This is a genomic window from Microcoleus sp. D2_18a_B4 (genome assembly GCF_036702475.1).
Classification (GTDB): domain Bacteria; phylum Cyanobacteriota; class Cyanobacteriia; order Cyanobacteriales; family Microcoleaceae; genus Microcoleus.
Map to the genome: position 1 here is coordinate 12,450 of NZ_JAUBTL010000081.1, position 14,139 is coordinate 26,588.

At 46.3% G+C, this 14,139-nt stretch carries 21 protein-coding genes; 14 read left to right on the top strand and 7 right to left on the bottom strand.

Annotated features, from left to right (window positions below; genetic code table 11):
- From QUB04_RS29540 to QUB04_RS29565, 7 genes are all read left to right on the top strand, one after another.
- A partial coding sequence (locus QUB04_RS29540; RefSeq protein WP_333290034.1) for a CHAT domain-containing protein occupies window positions 1–1,548 on the top strand: 1,548 nt, incomplete at its 5' end.
- A 264-nt stretch (window positions 1,549–1,812) separates the two neighbouring features.
- Window positions 1,813–1,986 carry a hypothetical protein gene (locus QUB04_RS29545; protein ID WP_333290036.1) on the top strand — a complete coding sequence of 58 codons (174 nt, stop codon included), beginning with the start codon at window positions 1,813–1,815 and terminating at the stop codon, window positions 1,984–1,986.
- An 89-nt stretch (window positions 1,987–2,075) separates the two neighbouring features.
- On the top strand, window positions 2,076–2,315 hold the full coding sequence (locus QUB04_RS29550) for a hypothetical protein (protein WP_333290038.1): 240 nt from the start codon (window positions 2,076–2,078) through the stop codon (window positions 2,313–2,315).
- Window positions 2,316–2,365: 50 nt separating this feature from the next.
- Window positions 2,366–2,572: a hypothetical protein gene (locus QUB04_RS32680; protein ID WP_445251399.1), complete on the top strand. Its 207-nt coding sequence runs from the start codon at window positions 2,366–2,368 to the stop codon at window positions 2,570–2,572.
- Between the two features lie 110 nt (window positions 2,573–2,682).
- Window positions 2,683–3,321: an IS607 family transposase gene (locus tag QUB04_RS29555; protein ID WP_333290040.1), complete on the top strand. Its 639-nt coding sequence runs from the start codon at window positions 2,683–2,685 to the stop codon at window positions 3,319–3,321.
- Window positions 3,314–3,499, top strand: a complete 186-nt coding sequence (locus QUB04_RS29560; protein ID WP_333290042.1) for a hypothetical protein — start codon at window positions 3,314–3,316, stop codon at window positions 3,497–3,499. The genes QUB04_RS29555 and QUB04_RS29560 overlap by 8 nt, the downstream gene beginning before the upstream one ends.
- Window position 3,500: 1 nt before the next feature.
- Entirely contained in the window at window positions 3,501–4,517 is a 1,017-nt protein-coding gene (locus tag QUB04_RS29565; RefSeq protein ID WP_333290044.1) for a transposase, read from the top strand.
- Between the two features lie 94 nt (window positions 4,518–4,611).
- Here the strand turns inward: QUB04_RS29565 and QUB04_RS29570 are convergent, their stop codons facing one another.
- The gene (locus QUB04_RS29570; RefSeq protein WP_333290046.1) at window positions 4,612–5,091 is read right to left on the bottom strand and encodes an ATP-binding protein; all 480 of its coding nucleotides are present in this window, start codon (window positions 5,089–5,091) and stop codon (window positions 4,612–4,614) included.
- Window positions 5,092–5,522: 431 nt separating this feature from the next.
- On the opposite strand from QUB04_RS29570, the gene QUB04_RS29575 reads away from it, so the two are divergent.
- Complete coding sequence (locus tag QUB04_RS29575; RefSeq protein ID WP_333290049.1) at window positions 5,523–6,659, top strand: SpoIIE family protein phosphatase; 1,137 nt, start codon at window positions 5,523–5,525, stop codon at window positions 6,657–6,659.
- A 56-nt stretch (window positions 6,660–6,715) separates the two neighbouring features.
- Here QUB04_RS29575 and QUB04_RS29580 read toward each other — a convergent pair whose 3' ends face one another.
- The 4 genes from QUB04_RS29580 to QUB04_RS29595 form a co-directional block, all read right to left on the bottom strand.
- Window positions 6,716–7,042 (bottom strand): STAS domain-containing protein, encoded by a 327-nt coding sequence (locus QUB04_RS29580; protein ID WP_041623653.1) that lies wholly within the window; start codon window positions 7,040–7,042, stop codon window positions 6,716–6,718.
- Between the two features lie 375 nt (window positions 7,043–7,417).
- Window positions 7,418–8,050 (bottom strand): helix-turn-helix domain-containing protein, encoded by a 633-nt coding sequence (locus QUB04_RS29585; protein WP_333290051.1) that lies wholly within the window; start codon window positions 8,048–8,050, stop codon window positions 7,418–7,420.
- A gap of 741 nt (window positions 8,051–8,791) precedes the next feature.
- Window positions 8,792–9,289, bottom strand: coding sequence for a DNA starvation/stationary phase protection protein Dps (dps, locus tag QUB04_RS29590; RefSeq protein WP_333290053.1), 498 nt, complete (start codon window positions 9,287–9,289; stop codon window positions 8,792–8,794).
- 70 nt (window positions 9,290–9,359) lie between these two features.
- A complete protein-coding gene (locus tag QUB04_RS29595) occupies window positions 9,360–9,620 on the bottom strand; it encodes a ParB N-terminal domain-containing protein (protein ID WP_190733544.1) in 261 nt (86 codons plus the stop codon).
- 63 nt (window positions 9,621–9,683) lie between these two features.
- Between QUB04_RS29595 and QUB04_RS29600 the strand changes: the two genes are divergently transcribed.
- The 3 genes from QUB04_RS29600 (at window position 9,684) to QUB04_RS29610 (ending at window position 11,090) form a co-directional block, all read left to right on the top strand.
- On the top strand, window positions 9,684–9,821 hold the full coding sequence (locus tag QUB04_RS29600; RefSeq protein WP_333290055.1) for a hypothetical protein: 138 nt from the start codon (window positions 9,684–9,686) through the stop codon (window positions 9,819–9,821).
- 133 nt (window positions 9,822–9,954) lie between these two features.
- Window positions 9,955–10,422: a type I restriction enzyme HsdR N-terminal domain-containing protein gene (locus tag QUB04_RS29605; protein ID WP_333290057.1), complete on the top strand. Its 468-nt coding sequence runs from the start codon at window positions 9,955–9,957 to the stop codon at window positions 10,420–10,422.
- Window positions 10,419–11,090, top strand: coding sequence for a hypothetical protein (locus QUB04_RS29610; RefSeq protein WP_333290059.1), 672 nt, complete (start codon window positions 10,419–10,421; stop codon window positions 11,088–11,090). The genes QUB04_RS29605 and QUB04_RS29610 overlap by 4 nt, the downstream gene beginning before the upstream one ends.
- A gap of 76 nt (window positions 11,091–11,166) precedes the next feature.
- Here QUB04_RS29610 and QUB04_RS32685 read toward each other — a convergent pair whose 3' ends face one another.
- Together QUB04_RS32685 and QUB04_RS32690 are read right to left on the bottom strand one after the other, a co-directional pair.
- On the bottom strand, window positions 11,167–11,250 hold the full coding sequence (locus QUB04_RS32685; protein ID WP_445301103.1) for a hypothetical protein: 84 nt from the start codon (window positions 11,248–11,250) through the stop codon (window positions 11,167–11,169).
- The gene (locus QUB04_RS32690) at window positions 11,216–11,440 is read right to left on the bottom strand and encodes a DUF1345 domain-containing protein (RefSeq protein ID WP_445301102.1); all 225 of its coding nucleotides are present in this window, start codon (window positions 11,438–11,440) and stop codon (window positions 11,216–11,218) included. The genes QUB04_RS32685 and QUB04_RS32690 overlap by 35 nt, the downstream gene beginning before the upstream one ends.
- Before the next feature lie 311 nt (window positions 11,441–11,751).
- On the opposite strand from QUB04_RS32690, the gene QUB04_RS29615 reads away from it, so the two are divergent.
- From QUB04_RS29615 to QUB04_RS29625, 3 genes are all read left to right on the top strand, one after another.
- Complete coding sequence (locus QUB04_RS29615; RefSeq protein ID WP_333147632.1) at window positions 11,752–12,006, top strand: hypothetical protein; 255 nt, start codon at window positions 11,752–11,754, stop codon at window positions 12,004–12,006.
- 82 nt (window positions 12,007–12,088) lie between these two features.
- Window positions 12,089–13,162, top strand: coding sequence for an Hpt domain-containing protein (locus QUB04_RS29620; RefSeq protein WP_333290061.1), 1,074 nt, complete (start codon window positions 12,089–12,091; stop codon window positions 13,160–13,162).
- 227 nt (window positions 13,163–13,389) lie between these two features.
- On the top strand, window positions 13,390–13,854 hold the full coding sequence (locus QUB04_RS29625) for a Fur family transcriptional regulator (RefSeq protein WP_333147636.1): 465 nt from the start codon (window positions 13,390–13,392) through the stop codon (window positions 13,852–13,854).
- The last annotated feature ends 285 nt before the right edge of the window (window positions 13,855–14,139 follow it).

Sequence of the window (14,139 nt, forward strand, 5' to 3'; positions counted from 1 at the left end):
AATCCCAATAATCCCAATAATCCCAATAATCCCAATAATCCCAATAATCCCAATAATCCCAATAATCCCAATAATCCGCCAATATTACCAAGGGATAGATCGCGATTTGATAGAGGGCGATCGCTTTTTCGAGAACCAAACCAACCCTTTAGTCGCGAACAGCGGCAGAACCAAAACAGAATATCGCGAGATATAGGAAAACCCGGAGAAAGGATGCCGCCCGAAAGAATGCAATCTCCCAGAGGACTGAGAAATTTCATCAATTCAAATATCAGAGATTCAGTTATTCAGTCAGCATTTCGCGGCGACATCGGCAGGAATTTGGAAACCGGCAAAATATCGGAAGCTTTGTCTCTGCTGGACAAATCTTTCAGCCAAGAATTCGGGGAATATTTAGGCATCAACATCAGCGACGAGTTGGTCTCCCCACAGGAAATTCAAAAAAATTTAGCATCCGTGGGCGCACAAACCGGCACGAAACCCAGCTTAATTTATCTGTTCTCGCAGCCAGAAGAATTAAATTTAATGCTGATAACTTCTTGCGGGGAAGTGGTTCACAAAAGTGTGCCGTCAGCGAACCGGCAAGAACTGCTGAAAGTTGTAAATGAGTTCAGGGGTGAGATTACCAAACCGGGGGTGCGGGCTACTACGAGTTATCTACCATCTTCCCAACAGCTTTATAAGTGGATGATTGCGCCTTTAGAGGACAGTTTGAAAAGCTGCGAAACGGATACTATTTCCTTTGTTGTCGATCGAGGTTTGAGAGGTATGCCCTTTGCTGCTTTGCACGACGGACAGCAATTTTTGGTGGAAAAGTACAATCTCAGTCTGATGCCCAGCATTAATTTAACAGATACTCGCTACGTCGATCTCAGAAATTCTCAAGTTTTAGCAATGGGTGCCTCGGAATTTTCCGAGTTGAATCCTTTGCCTGCGGTTCCTGCTGAAATAGCTGCTATTTCCAGAGAGTGGCCGGGAGTTAGTTTTCTGAATGAGGATTTCACTTTGGAGAATTTGAAGCGACAGCATCAAAGCCGACCTTTTGGGGTTATTCACTTAGCTACTCACGGCGAATTTCGACCTGGAGCACCGAATAATTCTTTTATTCAGTTGTGGAATAGTCGGCTGCGACTGGATCAATTGCGGGATTTGAGATTGAATGATCCGCAGGTGAATATGTTAGTTTTAAGTGCTTGTCGGACTGCGGTGGGAGATGCACAGGCGGAGTTGGGTTTTGGGGGTTTGGCGCTGCAAGCGGGGGTGCAAACGGCTTTGGGGAGTTTGTGGTACGTGAGTGATGAGGGTACTTTGGGATTGATGAGTGAGTTTTACCAGCAGTTGAAGACGGCGCGAATTAAGGGGGCGGCGCTGCGACAAGCGCAAATTGCGATGTTGCGGGGAGATGTGCGTTTGGAGGGTGGCCGATTGCGGGGTTCGAGTCGGGGTGAGGGGGTGGAGTTGCCGACTTCGCTGCAAGGGTTTGCGGATTTAAAGTTGTCGCATCCTTATTATTGGTCGGCTTTTGTGATGATTGGCAGTCCTTGGTGATTAGTGATTAGTGATTTGTTATACAGCACTTCCGGGTGTTATGAGGTACAATAAGAATAGATAAAAAAAATACACCAATGAAAGCATATTCAGTAGATTTGCTTTCCAAAAATAGTAGCAGCCCATCAATATCAGAAGCTGTCGATCTGAAAAACAGCAGCGATATTTTCCGTCCGTAAAAGCTTAGTTAAAAAACTGGTCAAGCAACAAAAAATAGAGGGGAATTTACAGCCGAAACCCTGGGGGAAACCGAGATACAGTCATTTGAATAATTCCACAGCTTCTTTGAGAGAAATAGTGGCAGCACATCCCGATGCAACCTTACTAGAATTGTGTGAGTTATTTGCCCAGAGGACGGGAAATTGGGTGGGTAGAACAGCCATGTGTAACGCCTTACAAAAGTTGGGATTAAATCGTAAAAAAAACAGTGAAAAGTAGCCAAGCAGGCACTGAAAGAGTCATGAAATTAAGGTTAGAGTATTGGGAAAAAGTCAAGCATATCGAGCCAAAAAATCTAGTCTTTTTAGATGAGACTGGAGTATTACGCTTGTTTAACCAGAACTCATGCTTCCAACGAGGCACTCCTAGCCTATGCGGTCAAACCTTTTTATCGAGGCAAGAAAGTCACAGTAATTGGTGCAATTAGTTTCCCGCGAGTAGTGGCATTAATGACCATAGACAACTCGATGGATAGTCAAGCATTTGAGGTGTTTATCGACAAATGCTTAGTGCCACAATTGTGGTCGGGAGCAGTAGACGTGAATTGATAACTTACCAGCGCATAAAGTAGATTCAATTAAGCCCGTAGATTGAAGCGGTGGGTGCTTCTATCTTGTGTTTGTCCCCATACTCTCCTGATTTTAATCCAATTGAATTATGGTGGTCGCAACTCAAATCTTTATTGATCCAGTTTTCACCAACCACCACTAAAATGGTTGACACCATAATTGCTGTGGCTCTTGACTTAATTAATCCGAAACATCTTAAAAACTGGTTTACTAATTGCTGCTACTGTACCTCATAACATCCGGAAGTGCTGTAAGAGTAATCTCCAGGACGAGTTTTTCTTAGACATTTCCCGCCATAAGGCAGACAATTGATGTAGACTGAGATAATTCACTCAAAAAACCCAATATGTCCACATATGTACCACCAAGAATCGCTATTCAACGACTTGGAGTATGTTCAAAAACCCTTGAAAGGTGGGAAAAAGAAGGGAAAATCAAAGCATACCGAACGCCGTCAGGACAGCGACGCTACGACTGTGACTCAGTTGTCAATATTCCATCTACTAAACCAACCATCCTCTACGCCAGAGTTAGCAGTCGAAGTCAAAAAGCCGACCTTCTCCGACAGGCTGACTTTCTTCTGTCTCGCTACCCCGGATGCGAAATTATCCAAGACATTGGGAGCGGTCTTAACTTCAAAAGAAAAGGTCTTATTGCCCTACTGGAACACATTTACACGGGCGACATCGGAATGGTTGTCGTTGCCTCAAAAGATAGATTGTGTCGGTTCGGGTTCGATGTTATCTCATGGTTCGCAGAGCGGGGCGGGTGTAAGATTCTGGTTCTCAACAATAGTTCACTTAGTCCAGAAAGAGAAATGGTTGAAGACATACTCGCCATCATCCACGTCTTCAGTTGCCGAGTTTACGGACTCAGAAAGTACAAAAAGCAAATCATTGAAGACTCTGACGTACCGAGTCTATCCCAAGGGGGAGACGAAGAAAGTCTGGATGTTGAGAATTCACGCCAATCGCAAAGTGTATAACAATGCAATCGCTTACCTGAATCAGCATCAAGGAAAGTTCACCTACTACACTGTAGACAAAAAGACTAATCAGCCAGTCTCAAAAACTTCCGGTAAGCAAGCTTTTCGGAGTTTTTGTAAAACTCGCTTGTTGCGAGATAATCCCGGAATGGTGCAAAAAATTGGGAATAGCACATAGTTTGGACAACGCCCTTTTCGAGGCTTATACAGCTTGGAAGAAAACCGACAAACAGCCAGCTCAGTTAGGTAAAGGAAAAAAGGCAAAACCCAATCCTTTAGTCGGATTGAAATTAGCTCGATTCAGGTCAATTCGAGCCCAAAAACAGACTATTCAGTTCGCTCCGGGTGACTATAAGAACGGTCATCTAATGCTCAATGCTAGCAAAGGTCTAGAAAAACCTCTCTGGACTGGGCAGGATTCCTGCTTAATCAACTATGACAAGGCAGTAGAAGTCACCTACAATAAGGGACGCTGGTTCGTAAATATGCCTAGAGAGATGGACGTTCCAGAACCCAAAAATGGCGGCAAGACCATCGCACTCGACCCCGGACTGCGCTGTTTCCTGACTGGATTTGATGGCAATTCTTTTACTGAATTTGGAAAGCATGACTTTGGGAAGATTGCGCGATTGTGCCAGCATTGGGATAAGATGCAGTCAAAATTTGGATGCTCAAAGGGCGGTCAGTTTTCTCGATTGCGTTATCGGCTAAAACAAGCAATGGAGAAAGTTAGAACTAAAATCAAAAACCTGCGGTCGGAAATTCACAAGCAGGTAGCGAGCTATTTAGCACGGAATTACGATGTTATTTACCTACCTACTTTTGAAACTTCTCAAATGGTGGCAAGAGGTAGTCGCAAACTTAATTCCAAGTCGGCGAGGGCGATGATGACTTGGGCATTTTATCAGTTCTCGCAAACCTTAGAACATCTCTGTAATCGTTACGGTTCGAGATTGGTTAGAGTGACGGAAGAATATACTTCCAAAACTTGTACAAAATGCGGTCATGTTCATAAGAAGTTAGGTGGCTCTAAAACTTTTAGATGTCCCAACTGCGGTTATGAAATACCTCGCGATTTCAATGGCGCTTTAGGAATTTTTCTTAAAGCTTTGTGGGATACCACCATACTCTCAGACGTATCTGATGAGTGTGCTATATTCAGATTTTCGCCGATTGTCGGCGATTGTCTGAATTAAAAGTATCAGTCACCCAGAGTTCTGAGGGAAGGGTTGAGGGGCTACCCTCAACGCTTACCCGCTAAAAATATGTAGGGCCATCGGCATGCCGTGGCTATTTTCGAGAGTCGATACAGGGCGAATAATTTTTGACCATCGACAAACAGTTCCGGCCATCAGCCATTCTCTCGTAACTAATACTGTCTGCGATGTCTTTGATTAATTTTAGACCCCGCCCGCCCGGAGAGTGAATATCGACTTTTTCCGAAATATCTTTGATTTTTTTCTCTAAATCAAACGGATCGCCCCAGTCCCAAATTTTAATCTCTAAAGATTCAGCGAACACAGCCACCTGAATGTCAACAGGCAAATCCGCTGGTTTGCCCTTGTGGGCGTGACGCACCGCATTCGTAAAGCCCTCAGCCAAAGCCAACTGACACCTTATCCACACACTTGTAGGAATTCGCGAGTCGTACAATTGTGCAAACCACGACAAAACCCAGCTTAATCCATTCAGACCTGTATTGACTTGAAGATCCGCTTTTTTTAGCATCGGCAACTTTTGGGAACCCTTTAATTCAATCACGCTCACCACAGAAGTTCTTCATCGGCCCGTGGGCAAAATACAACGAGACAAAATACAACCAGATAAAATACAACGAGACAAAGTATAACGGCGGCAAAATTGAATGGTAGTTTGAGGATACTAGCTTTGGTGGGCCGTGGATCAATGTCTAATCCACTAATCGGTTAGCCACTATACCATAAATAGCATTTTCATGTCAACCAGCGGCTGTAGCAAATAAAAGTCTATAAAAATTTATATTCTGAGTATAAACTGAGTGAAGTTCGATCGCGCCAAATTTCCATCAAATTTTAACGTAAATTGAACTCAACGACCCGCCATCAAAAGAATTACCTCGAAAGCGATGTCAATCAACTATACTCAATCTCAGACAAGGGCGCTGACAGGATATATTTTAAATGACCCCCAGACCTTGAAAAACTTGTAGTACCTAAGTGCCCATGTTTCAAATTCTGGTTATTGACGATGATACGGCTGTTCAAGAACTGCTGAGAAGAACCCTGAAAAAACAGGGTTACGAAGTAACAGTAGCAAGCAATGGCGAAGACGGTGTAGCCCAGGCGCAAAAATTGCGTCCGGCCCTGATAATTTGCGATTGGATCATGCCGCGCTTGACCGGCATCGATGTCTGCCGTCGAGTTAAGGCAGATCCGGATCTGTCAACTACACAATTCTTTTTGTTGACTTCTTTGGGTTCGATCGCCGATCGAGTCAAAGGCCTCGACGCCGGTGCCGACGATTTTATCTCCAAGCCGATCGAACTCAACGAGTTACAGGCAAGAGTACGCGCGGGATTGAGGCTGCACCAACTCAGCCGAGATTTGAAAATAGCCAAGCAAAATCTGGAAGCAGAGTTAGCCGAGGCCGCCGAGTACGTGCAATCCTTGTTGCCAGATCCGATGACGGAACCTTTCAGCATCGAAGCAAAATTCATTCCCTCCCGGCAGTTGGGGGGAGATTGCTTCGACTACAACTGGCTAGATGCCGATTATTTGGCGATTTACTTGCTAGACGTAGCCGGTCACGGTTTGCGGGCGGCGCTGCCTTCGGTGGCCGTGCTGAATTTGTTGCGATCGCGCACGCTCCCCAACATAGACTACTACAAACCCAGCGACGTTTTGCGCGCCCTGAACACCACCTTCCAGATGAGCTACCAAAATGACAAATATTTCACCATCTGGTACGGCGTTTACAACCGCATTTCTCGCCAGCTAGTTTATGCCAGCGCCGGCCATCCACCGGCAGTGTTAATTTCCCAGTCCCCTGCGAGCACCGCTAAAATCCAGCGATTAAAAACCCCCGGAATGCCGGTCGGGATGTTCCCCGACGCCCCCTATGTCGATAATTGCTGCGATGTCGAGGATTTGAGCACTCTGTACATCTTTAGCGACGGGGTATACGAGATCCACCAACCTGACGGCAATATCTGGGGGCTTGACCCTTTCATCGACCTGTTAGCAGCTTACAACGGTGCAAGTGCCGACCAGTTAGAGCTGGTTTTGAACTACATTCAAAAGTTGAACGCTAAAGCAGTTTTTGATGATGATTGGTCTTTACTCAAGGTAAACTTTGGCTAGCTGACTTCTTGCAGCGCATCTGCGACCCAATAGCAAGAAGGCAGCAGCCCAAAGATTTAGTTAGTTGAGAGAATTTTGCTATTAAAAGCATCGCGGGTTTGAAATATCTCGAAAACTCGATCCATGCTGGTGAGTTCAAATAAGATGCGGATTTGCTCGTTGATAGAACAGACAACTAATTGACTCCCAGCGGCCCGGACTGTTTTGAGTGCCAAGACTAAAGCGCCCAAACCAGAACTATCCATAAATGTCACATCAGTGAAGTCTATCAATACCACATCGGCTCCCGCTTCCACTAGGTCGCTAATCTCTTGGCGGAATTGACTTGCCTTGGTGCCGTCTAAAATGCCAGAGGGCTGAATAATTTTAACTACAGGACTCATATTTTGCGGTGGGAATGTCAGAATTTCTAGCCAGACTAGGCTAGTATAGCTGCGAGATGGACTCCGATCCAAATAATATCAATTCCGCTTGCATCGTCCGTGATTGTAGACTGTAGACTGTTGACTGTAGAAGGAGGGGTGGAAAAACTCAATGGTTGAGTATTAACTGTTGACTCGATTTTATGATTCCGATGCAACCGGAAACGATATAAGAGAGGGGGAAAGCGCCACAGCCTGAGAGCGGGAGAATAGTTTTGAGTGCAAAAGATGGTGCTCGTCGCGGATCGTAACGCCGATCGCAGTCGCAGCGCTTCGCCGGGAGTGAATTTTGAGATAGGGACAATCTTTGTTCTGCCGAATGCCTTCTGGTATTAATCAAACTGGGCTAACTTTGGCGCGGTAGAGCAGTTTTTCGCCTTGTCTGTAGCCTGTGTAGCGGACTTTGACGGGTTCTCCGGGCTCGGCTGTTCCTTCCATGAGCTGATGCTCTTGGGGGTTGTAGGGAATCTGGACTCCGACTGGGGCGATCGACTCCACTCCCCAATGCTCTAATAACTGTTCGACTGGCCGCAGCAAGGGCAGTAGTTTCTGAGCCCGCAAGTTGTGATTTTCCTGAGCTTTGCTCGCAGCAGTCGGCCACTGCAACATCCAAGATTCTAAAATTTGCACGCTAGATAGCTGGAATTCCTGCATCAAAGATTCTCGCTGCTGTTCGATCGAAGCTTGCAGGCGCTGATATTCTTGTTCTAGGGCTGTCGGTGGTGCCTTTTCTAACTCTACATAGTTTGGCGCCAAGGTTGCGAGCAGTTCGGTTAAGGAAATTTGCAAAGCTTGACTAATTTTGAGCAGGATATCGGCTCGGGTTTGCAAAGCTAAACCGCGACGCAGGCGACTTAGCTGGATCTCGGAAACTCCCGCTTTTTGGCTGAGTTCTCGATCGCTCGAAAGCCCCGCCTGTTCCATCAGGCGTTGCAGTTGAAGAGCATAATCTGGAATATTGGCAGTCACGAAAAACTCATCCAAATTAACTATTAGCCGGGAAGTCCCGGGCGTATATTTAGAGGGGATTAATCAGAGCGCTCCGCCCCGTACCCCGTTGGGAATTACTCCTTGGGATGAAAGGCTCGTCGGGTTTCGGTACCGAAACCGACAATTATTCTTTTATACCCCTTCATGCTCGGGAAATACTCTGATACTATATTAGCAAGTGGGGGTGGAACTACCTCACTATAAAAAGCATGAGAAAAAAAAGGAAAAAGAAGCCTGCCGTCTAACTGTACTCAGTTGACCGTCAGGTTTGTTCACGGAAATACATCTGTGGGGCGGACTCCCGCGCCCACCCCACAACTGTTTTTGTGGCTATTTGACGGCAACTTTTTCGGGGGCGGCTGTTGCAGTTGTCGCAGAACCTTGCAAATGCGCTTCTAGGAACCACAAACGCTTTTGACATACTCCCCTGCCTAAAGGCGAGAGGATTCTTAACACTTCATCGACCAATGCTACCGAAGTAGTCTTACGAGCGCCTCCATGTTCATTTTAAGTCGTGGCAATGCCCTATCCCGACTATATGTATCGTTTTGTTTAAAAAACATTAACAATACTTTGTTTTGCTTCCAGGTTGGATTTTAACCATTGCCCTTGGGTCTTTCCCTATTACTGGATCAGTCCCGGTTTCAACTCAAGATGAGTATATATCGCTGCAATCTTAGGTGGGGATTTCAACCAATTAAACTATAGCATAAAGCCGTCCTAAAAGGACGGGGCTTGCATCCCATTTTCTCGGTCAATTGTCCGCGAAATTTCCGTGTACAGATCCGCTGTATCGGCGTCGCCGAGTTCGTCTGCTTTGCCGATGGCGACTCGCAGGTGTTGGGCGTAGGGCGCGTAGCGATCGGCCAAAGCCGTCACATATTCTTTCCCGTCTAAAATGTCGAAAGGAAACTCTGGCAGGATGGAATCTGCGGCGGCTGTGCGGGCTGTTCCTACAGCCAAACCGCCCAAAGCTGTGACCCGTTCGGCAACCAAATCGATGTATTCTTCGAGTTCTGTTGCCATTTCGTCAAATAGCAAGTGCAACTGGTAGAAGTCCATGCCTTTAACGTTCCAGTGAGCTTGCTTGACTTGAGTTTTTAAGTCCAGAGTCGTTGCTAGCGTGGCGTTGAGCAGCCCGACTACTTGAGAGCGGGTGGCGGCTGACATATCGATGCGAGTCGGGTAAAGATGTTGTTTGTGGTTGTTGGTAGTCATAGGTTTTTAGCTTGTTATTAGTGATGGTCGATCGAATATCTTTGCCTGTGGTGAATTTCTGTTGAGAGGCTCAGGCTAGGTGCATCTGCAACACCGCACGGGGAGCTCGGCGTACTTTACAGCGGATAGTTTCTAAACCGAGACGCTGGCAAGCTTCGTAGCGGTGGCAACCCGAAAATCCGTAATACTGTCCATCTACTTCTAGCACATCGATGGGTTCGTTTAAACCTACCTCGCGGATGGATTCCATGAGGGCGGCGACTTTGGTTTGGTCGTTGACTCGCGGCAGGGGGCGGCGAATCTGGTTGAGGGGTATTTCTTCGATCCTCATGGCGGCTCTCTTTTTTACTTATAGCTAAATCATACTCGTAATGACTTCGTTTTAGCAATAAATATGTCAGGAAATTTTGAGATTGGCAGAAGGGGGGCGTGCGATCGCCCGTTTGCTGTAGTGTCGGGGGATGGAGGGCGATCGACTTTGGGTGGGAAAATCAGGATTCAAATTGCTGTCCCATCAACATCAACTTGGTAGATCAATTGATTGTCCGTGTCTTGACGTTTAAATGACCTAATTTGAATGCCCTCAAGTTATAATTTTGTTACGCAAAGCTTAGGCTAGTCGTTGATTTACTACATCGCCAATAAATTTGCTGCGATATAATGCCATGATAAAAACATCCCAACCAGATATTGTTGTGACAAGCCAAGAGGGGGAATATCTGATGATCGTTGAGGTAAAGCTCAAAGACATCAGTATCAACGATCAACTTATTGCACAGCTTAAAAACAATATGGCATCTATTGGTTGTTCAGTTGGACTTGTCGTAACTGGTGAGCGTGTGATTCTCCTCCGCGACTCCTTAGAGAAGTACAATGGTGAGTCAATTGATGTAGTTGGTGAAGCGAAACTTCCAGATTCTTTGCTACCACAGGCAGATGAGCAATGGAAAGGACAACCTGGTGTTGAGTTTGAATCACGAGTTCAGCGATGGCTTGAGAAACTGAAACTGACTGGTAGTATGGACAACCTCCCAAATGATTTAAGAAACCTACTTGGGGAACCAATAATGAGCCTTCTCCGAATTGGGGAAGTGAGGGCTGCTGGCCCTAGATGGAGTAAGAGTGCAAAGTGAAACCCAAAGCAGTTTTAGTGGAAACAAATTGGGTAGTGGATGTTATTGCTCCAGCACACTTGCAAAGTCCACAAGCTATTCAGTTGCTTCAACGCGCTCAGGCTGGTGAGTTTAAGTTATATGTGCCTGCAATATGCCTTACAGAAGCACGTGAAACCCTACCTCGAAGGTTTTCCCCACGCTCTCGCTCTGATGATTTACGCAAATTTGTGAGATGGGCAACAGATGAAGGTCGAGTCAGCGCTGAGGATGCCGATGCCGCACGTCGGGTATTTGCTCAATTTGATGGATTAGTCGCAAATGAACTGACGAAAGTTTCAGAACGACTGCATGAATTAGCGAACCATCCTAGTCTCAACGTCTTTCCGCTTTCAGAGTCTATGCTGGAGCGCCAAGTATCTATTGGTGCAATGGATGATCTCTTCCTTAAGCCGTATGATTTAGCTATTTTGGCGGCTGTGATAGTTAAATCTGAAGAATTACAGCAAGAGGGGCATCCCTGGGTTGGTTTCTGTGAGCTAGACTCCGATCTTCAACCGTGGGACAAATCCGGTTCCCGGAAACGTGTTCTTAGCGATCTCTACGATGATGTCCGAATATTCGTGTACGCTAACTTCCTACTAGAAGATGTAAGTGAGCTTCCCGATGCTTGGACTACTTCAATTTAGCAATTACCACCTAACTATTATTAGGATGAAAGTTTCCGCATCATACTCTAAATCATACCACTGCGACTTAATCCTCTCAACTCAATCCAGCAATAATATTGACACTCATAGCCAGAATAGCGGTGTTAAAAAAGAACGATAGCACACAGTGAAAAAGCACGATATACCTCGTCGAACGAGAAGTAATCTGCACCTCTGCAACGCCGGCAAGTCATGCCAAGGCCAAAGGAGAAATATAAAAAATCTTTGTAGTGAGGTTCCTCGTCGCCCGGAAAATCCCAACCCCCCGGCTGGAAGTAGCTGCCGTGCAGTTTGCTCCGCTTTCCGTAGTAGCTGCGGACATACTGCATGGTGAAGATAGTAGACTTATTGCATAAATCTTCGATCGGGAAACCGCAGATGCAACGCGGATAATTTCAAGTCTTGAGAGCGAATGCTTGCAATTGGAGTCTAGTGTGTACCTGCATCCAAGACCCAATATAGGTTAGGCACAGTAAGGGTTAGAAAATCCCAACTACTGCTATCTTGGCAGGAAATCCCAAAAAGTAACTATGAATTGGCAACACGCAGCACAGGCAGAATTTTTCATGCCTTTCGATAGATCGATCGACCTCAACGTTCTAGGTAGAGTGTGAGAAAAGATAAATTGTGGCTTGAAATTATGGCATCCTCCCAACCCCTCAAAGGCCTTGAATTGATCGACTGCGCCAAAGCTAACGCCCAACAAGGAATCGCCACAGCCGCGAAGCTCTGCGGCTACGGAAGCGACCTCAACACCTTCGAGCGGGAACTGAAACAGGCTTGCCAAGACATCGGCGTCGAAGTCAAGGAGTTAAACGACTTGATTACGACTCAGCAGATGATGAAACAAGGAATGGGTATTGAAGTCGCTCCAGATACTCCCTCAGAACTCTAGGCTCAATCTCCACCGCAGCAGTTTTAGAGCTAAGATTGCCCTCACACCCGTATTTTGAGTCTGCTAGCTGAGGCAGGCTAGAATGTTTTGCATGGGAGCTTCCGACTTTTGGCAGGAGTCGTGTTTTCTCCCGCGAAGAGGGTGCTTTCTGGAGGGTGCACAGATTGTTAGGAGGACTGTCGTGTCAGATCAGCAAGACCGAATTATGCGTTTGTTTATAGAGGAGGCTAAGGAGCACCTCGATACTCTAGAAAATGGTTTAGTGGATTTAAAGTCCACGATGAAAGACCCTGAAAGCGTCCAAGAGATGTTTCGAGCCGCCCATTCCGTGAAAGGAGGGGCGGCTATGCTTGGCTTAGATAGTATTAAAACAACCGCTCACCGCTTGGAAGATTGTTTTAAGGTGCTCAAGGACGGGCCCGTCAAGCAGGTTGACCAAACGGCAGAATCCCTATTTTTAAAGGGAGTTGATACGCTTAAGGACTTGCTGGGGCGACTGGAGGGGCCTTTCGGCTTGAGGAATGAGGAGGGAGAAAAACTTGTGCAGCAGGTGATGCCTGTTTTTGCTCAACTCGAAACTCACCTCGATAAATTGGCGTCGGGCAAAGTGCAGGCGGTGGCTGCTGGGTCTGCTGCGCCCGCCGCTCCAACAGCGGGCGCTGTGCCGCCCAATTTTGCTGTTGAAGTGATGACTTTACTCAAAGAAATGTTGCAGGTGTTCAAGCAGAAAGAATCGGCTGCTAGTCGCTCTGAGTTGACGGCTGTGTGCGTTCGCCTCTATAAGTTGGGAGGTAAAATAGAGACTTGGCAAAATTTAGTAAAAACAGCTAGAGCCGCGATCGTTAATCCCAAAAACTCTTATAAAGTCTTAGCTCCGCTGATTATCAAAGAACTCAAAGAAGCTGGCGATTTAGTACAAGTGGGGAAAGTCAAGACGATCGTTCCGAGTAAAAATTTGCTACTTTTGGCAGCAAGCCCAAAACCAGCAGAGGCAAGCCCCCCAGCCGTTCCAGCAGCCCCAGCAGCAGCCTCGAAGCAAGTAGCACTTCCAGCCGAACCGAAGGCGGTAGTCAAGCTTTTGCTCAAAACTTTCAACAAAAAGCAACTCTCGGAAATCGCCAAGTTATTGGTTAACGCCATCAAATCCTCGAACTAGGAGTTTTGGCAGTAGAAGATAGAATCAAAGCAATATTTCTGAGGGGGATAATTGTCTGGGGGTGCTGGCAGCCGGAGTTGAGCACCAACTAGAAAAAATTCACTCACTCGATATTTTTGCCTTCTACCTTCTACTGTTGGGCAACCCTGCGTTAGAATTAGTGGATATGTAGGCGTGCAATATTGTACCAGAATAAAAAATCGAGCAGGCTTTATAAGGCGGTAGCTGTGAAACCAATTAGTTCATTAGAAGATGCTTTAAACCGCTGTCAGGCGATGGGAATGCGCTTGAGCCGCCAGCGTCGATTTATTCTAGAACTTTTGTGGGAGGCAAAAGAACACCTCTCGGCTCGCGAAATTTACGATCGCCTCAACAAACAAGCGCATTCGATCGGGCATACTTCTGTGTATCAAAATCTAGAAGCTTTGTCGAAAGCAGGGATTATTGAGTGCATAGAACGCTCGGAGGGACGCTTGTACGGCAATGTCAGCGACTCTCACTCTCACGTCAATTGTCTTGATACGGCTCAGATTCTGGACGTTCATGTGGAACTGCCGATCGACTTGATCGAGCTAATCCAAGAGCAAACGGGTGTCAAAATTGTAGACTACCGGATAGATTTCTACGGATATCGATCTGCCGAGTCCGCCACGCAAGCATCGAGTGTCAGCGATACGCCACAGGCTTCGTAACTGATAAAGCAGCGGCTGTTGGACGCAAAACCGATATTTGTACAGGGCCGGCCGGTGGTATAAAATGATTTAAGTATTTAGCTGGGTTCGATCGGTTTTTTTTGCCGTTGCGCGCCGGAATTCGGCACAGTAGAAAAAAACAGAAAACAGAAAAATGAAACTCGATCGGCAAGTTTGGCGATCGGGAATAAAATTTACGACTAAGGATCGCCAATTAAATAACTTACAATTTTAATTGTTATTGTGGGATGGGCGTCCCGCCCGTCCTTTTTGGACGGGCGGGAC

Coding starts and splice junctions, on each gene's coding strand:
- QUB04_RS29550 (WP_333290038.1), top strand. CDS start 2,076: ATGAGACTGGAGTATTACGCTTGTTTAACCAGAACTCATGCTTCCAAC.
- dps (WP_333290053.1), bottom strand. CDS start 9,289: ATGACTACCAACAACCACAAACAACATCTTTACCCGACTCGCATCGAT.
- QUB04_RS29600 (WP_333290055.1), top strand. CDS start 9,684: ATGTCAGGAAATTTTGAGATTGGCAGAAGGGGGGCGTGCGATCGCCCG.
- QUB04_RS29615 (WP_333147632.1), top strand. CDS start 11,752: ATGGCATCCTCCCAACCCCTCAAAGGCCTTGAATTGATCGACTGCGCC.
- QUB04_RS29605 (WP_333290057.1), top strand. CDS start 9,955: ATGATAAAAACATCCCAACCAGATATTGTTGTGACAAGCCAAGAGGGG.
- QUB04_RS29575 (WP_333290049.1), top strand. CDS start 5,523: ATGTTTCAAATTCTGGTTATTGACGATGATACGGCTGTTCAAGAACTG.
- QUB04_RS29620 (WP_333290061.1), top strand. CDS start 12,089: ATGTTTTGCATGGGAGCTTCCGACTTTTGGCAGGAGTCGTGTTTTCTC.
- QUB04_RS32690 (WP_445301102.1), bottom strand. CDS start 11,440: ATGCAGTATGTCCGCAGCTACTACGGAAAGCGGAGCAAACTGCACGGC.
- QUB04_RS29555 (WP_333290040.1), top strand. CDS start 2,683: ATGTCCACATATGTACCACCAAGAATCGCTATTCAACGACTTGGAGTA.
- QUB04_RS29580 (WP_041623653.1), bottom strand. CDS start 7,042: ATGAGTCCTGTAGTTAAAATTATTCAGCCCTCTGGCATTTTAGACGGC.
- QUB04_RS29595 (WP_190733544.1), bottom strand. CDS start 9,620: ATGAGGATCGAAGAAATACCCCTCAACCAGATTCGCCGCCCCCTGCCG.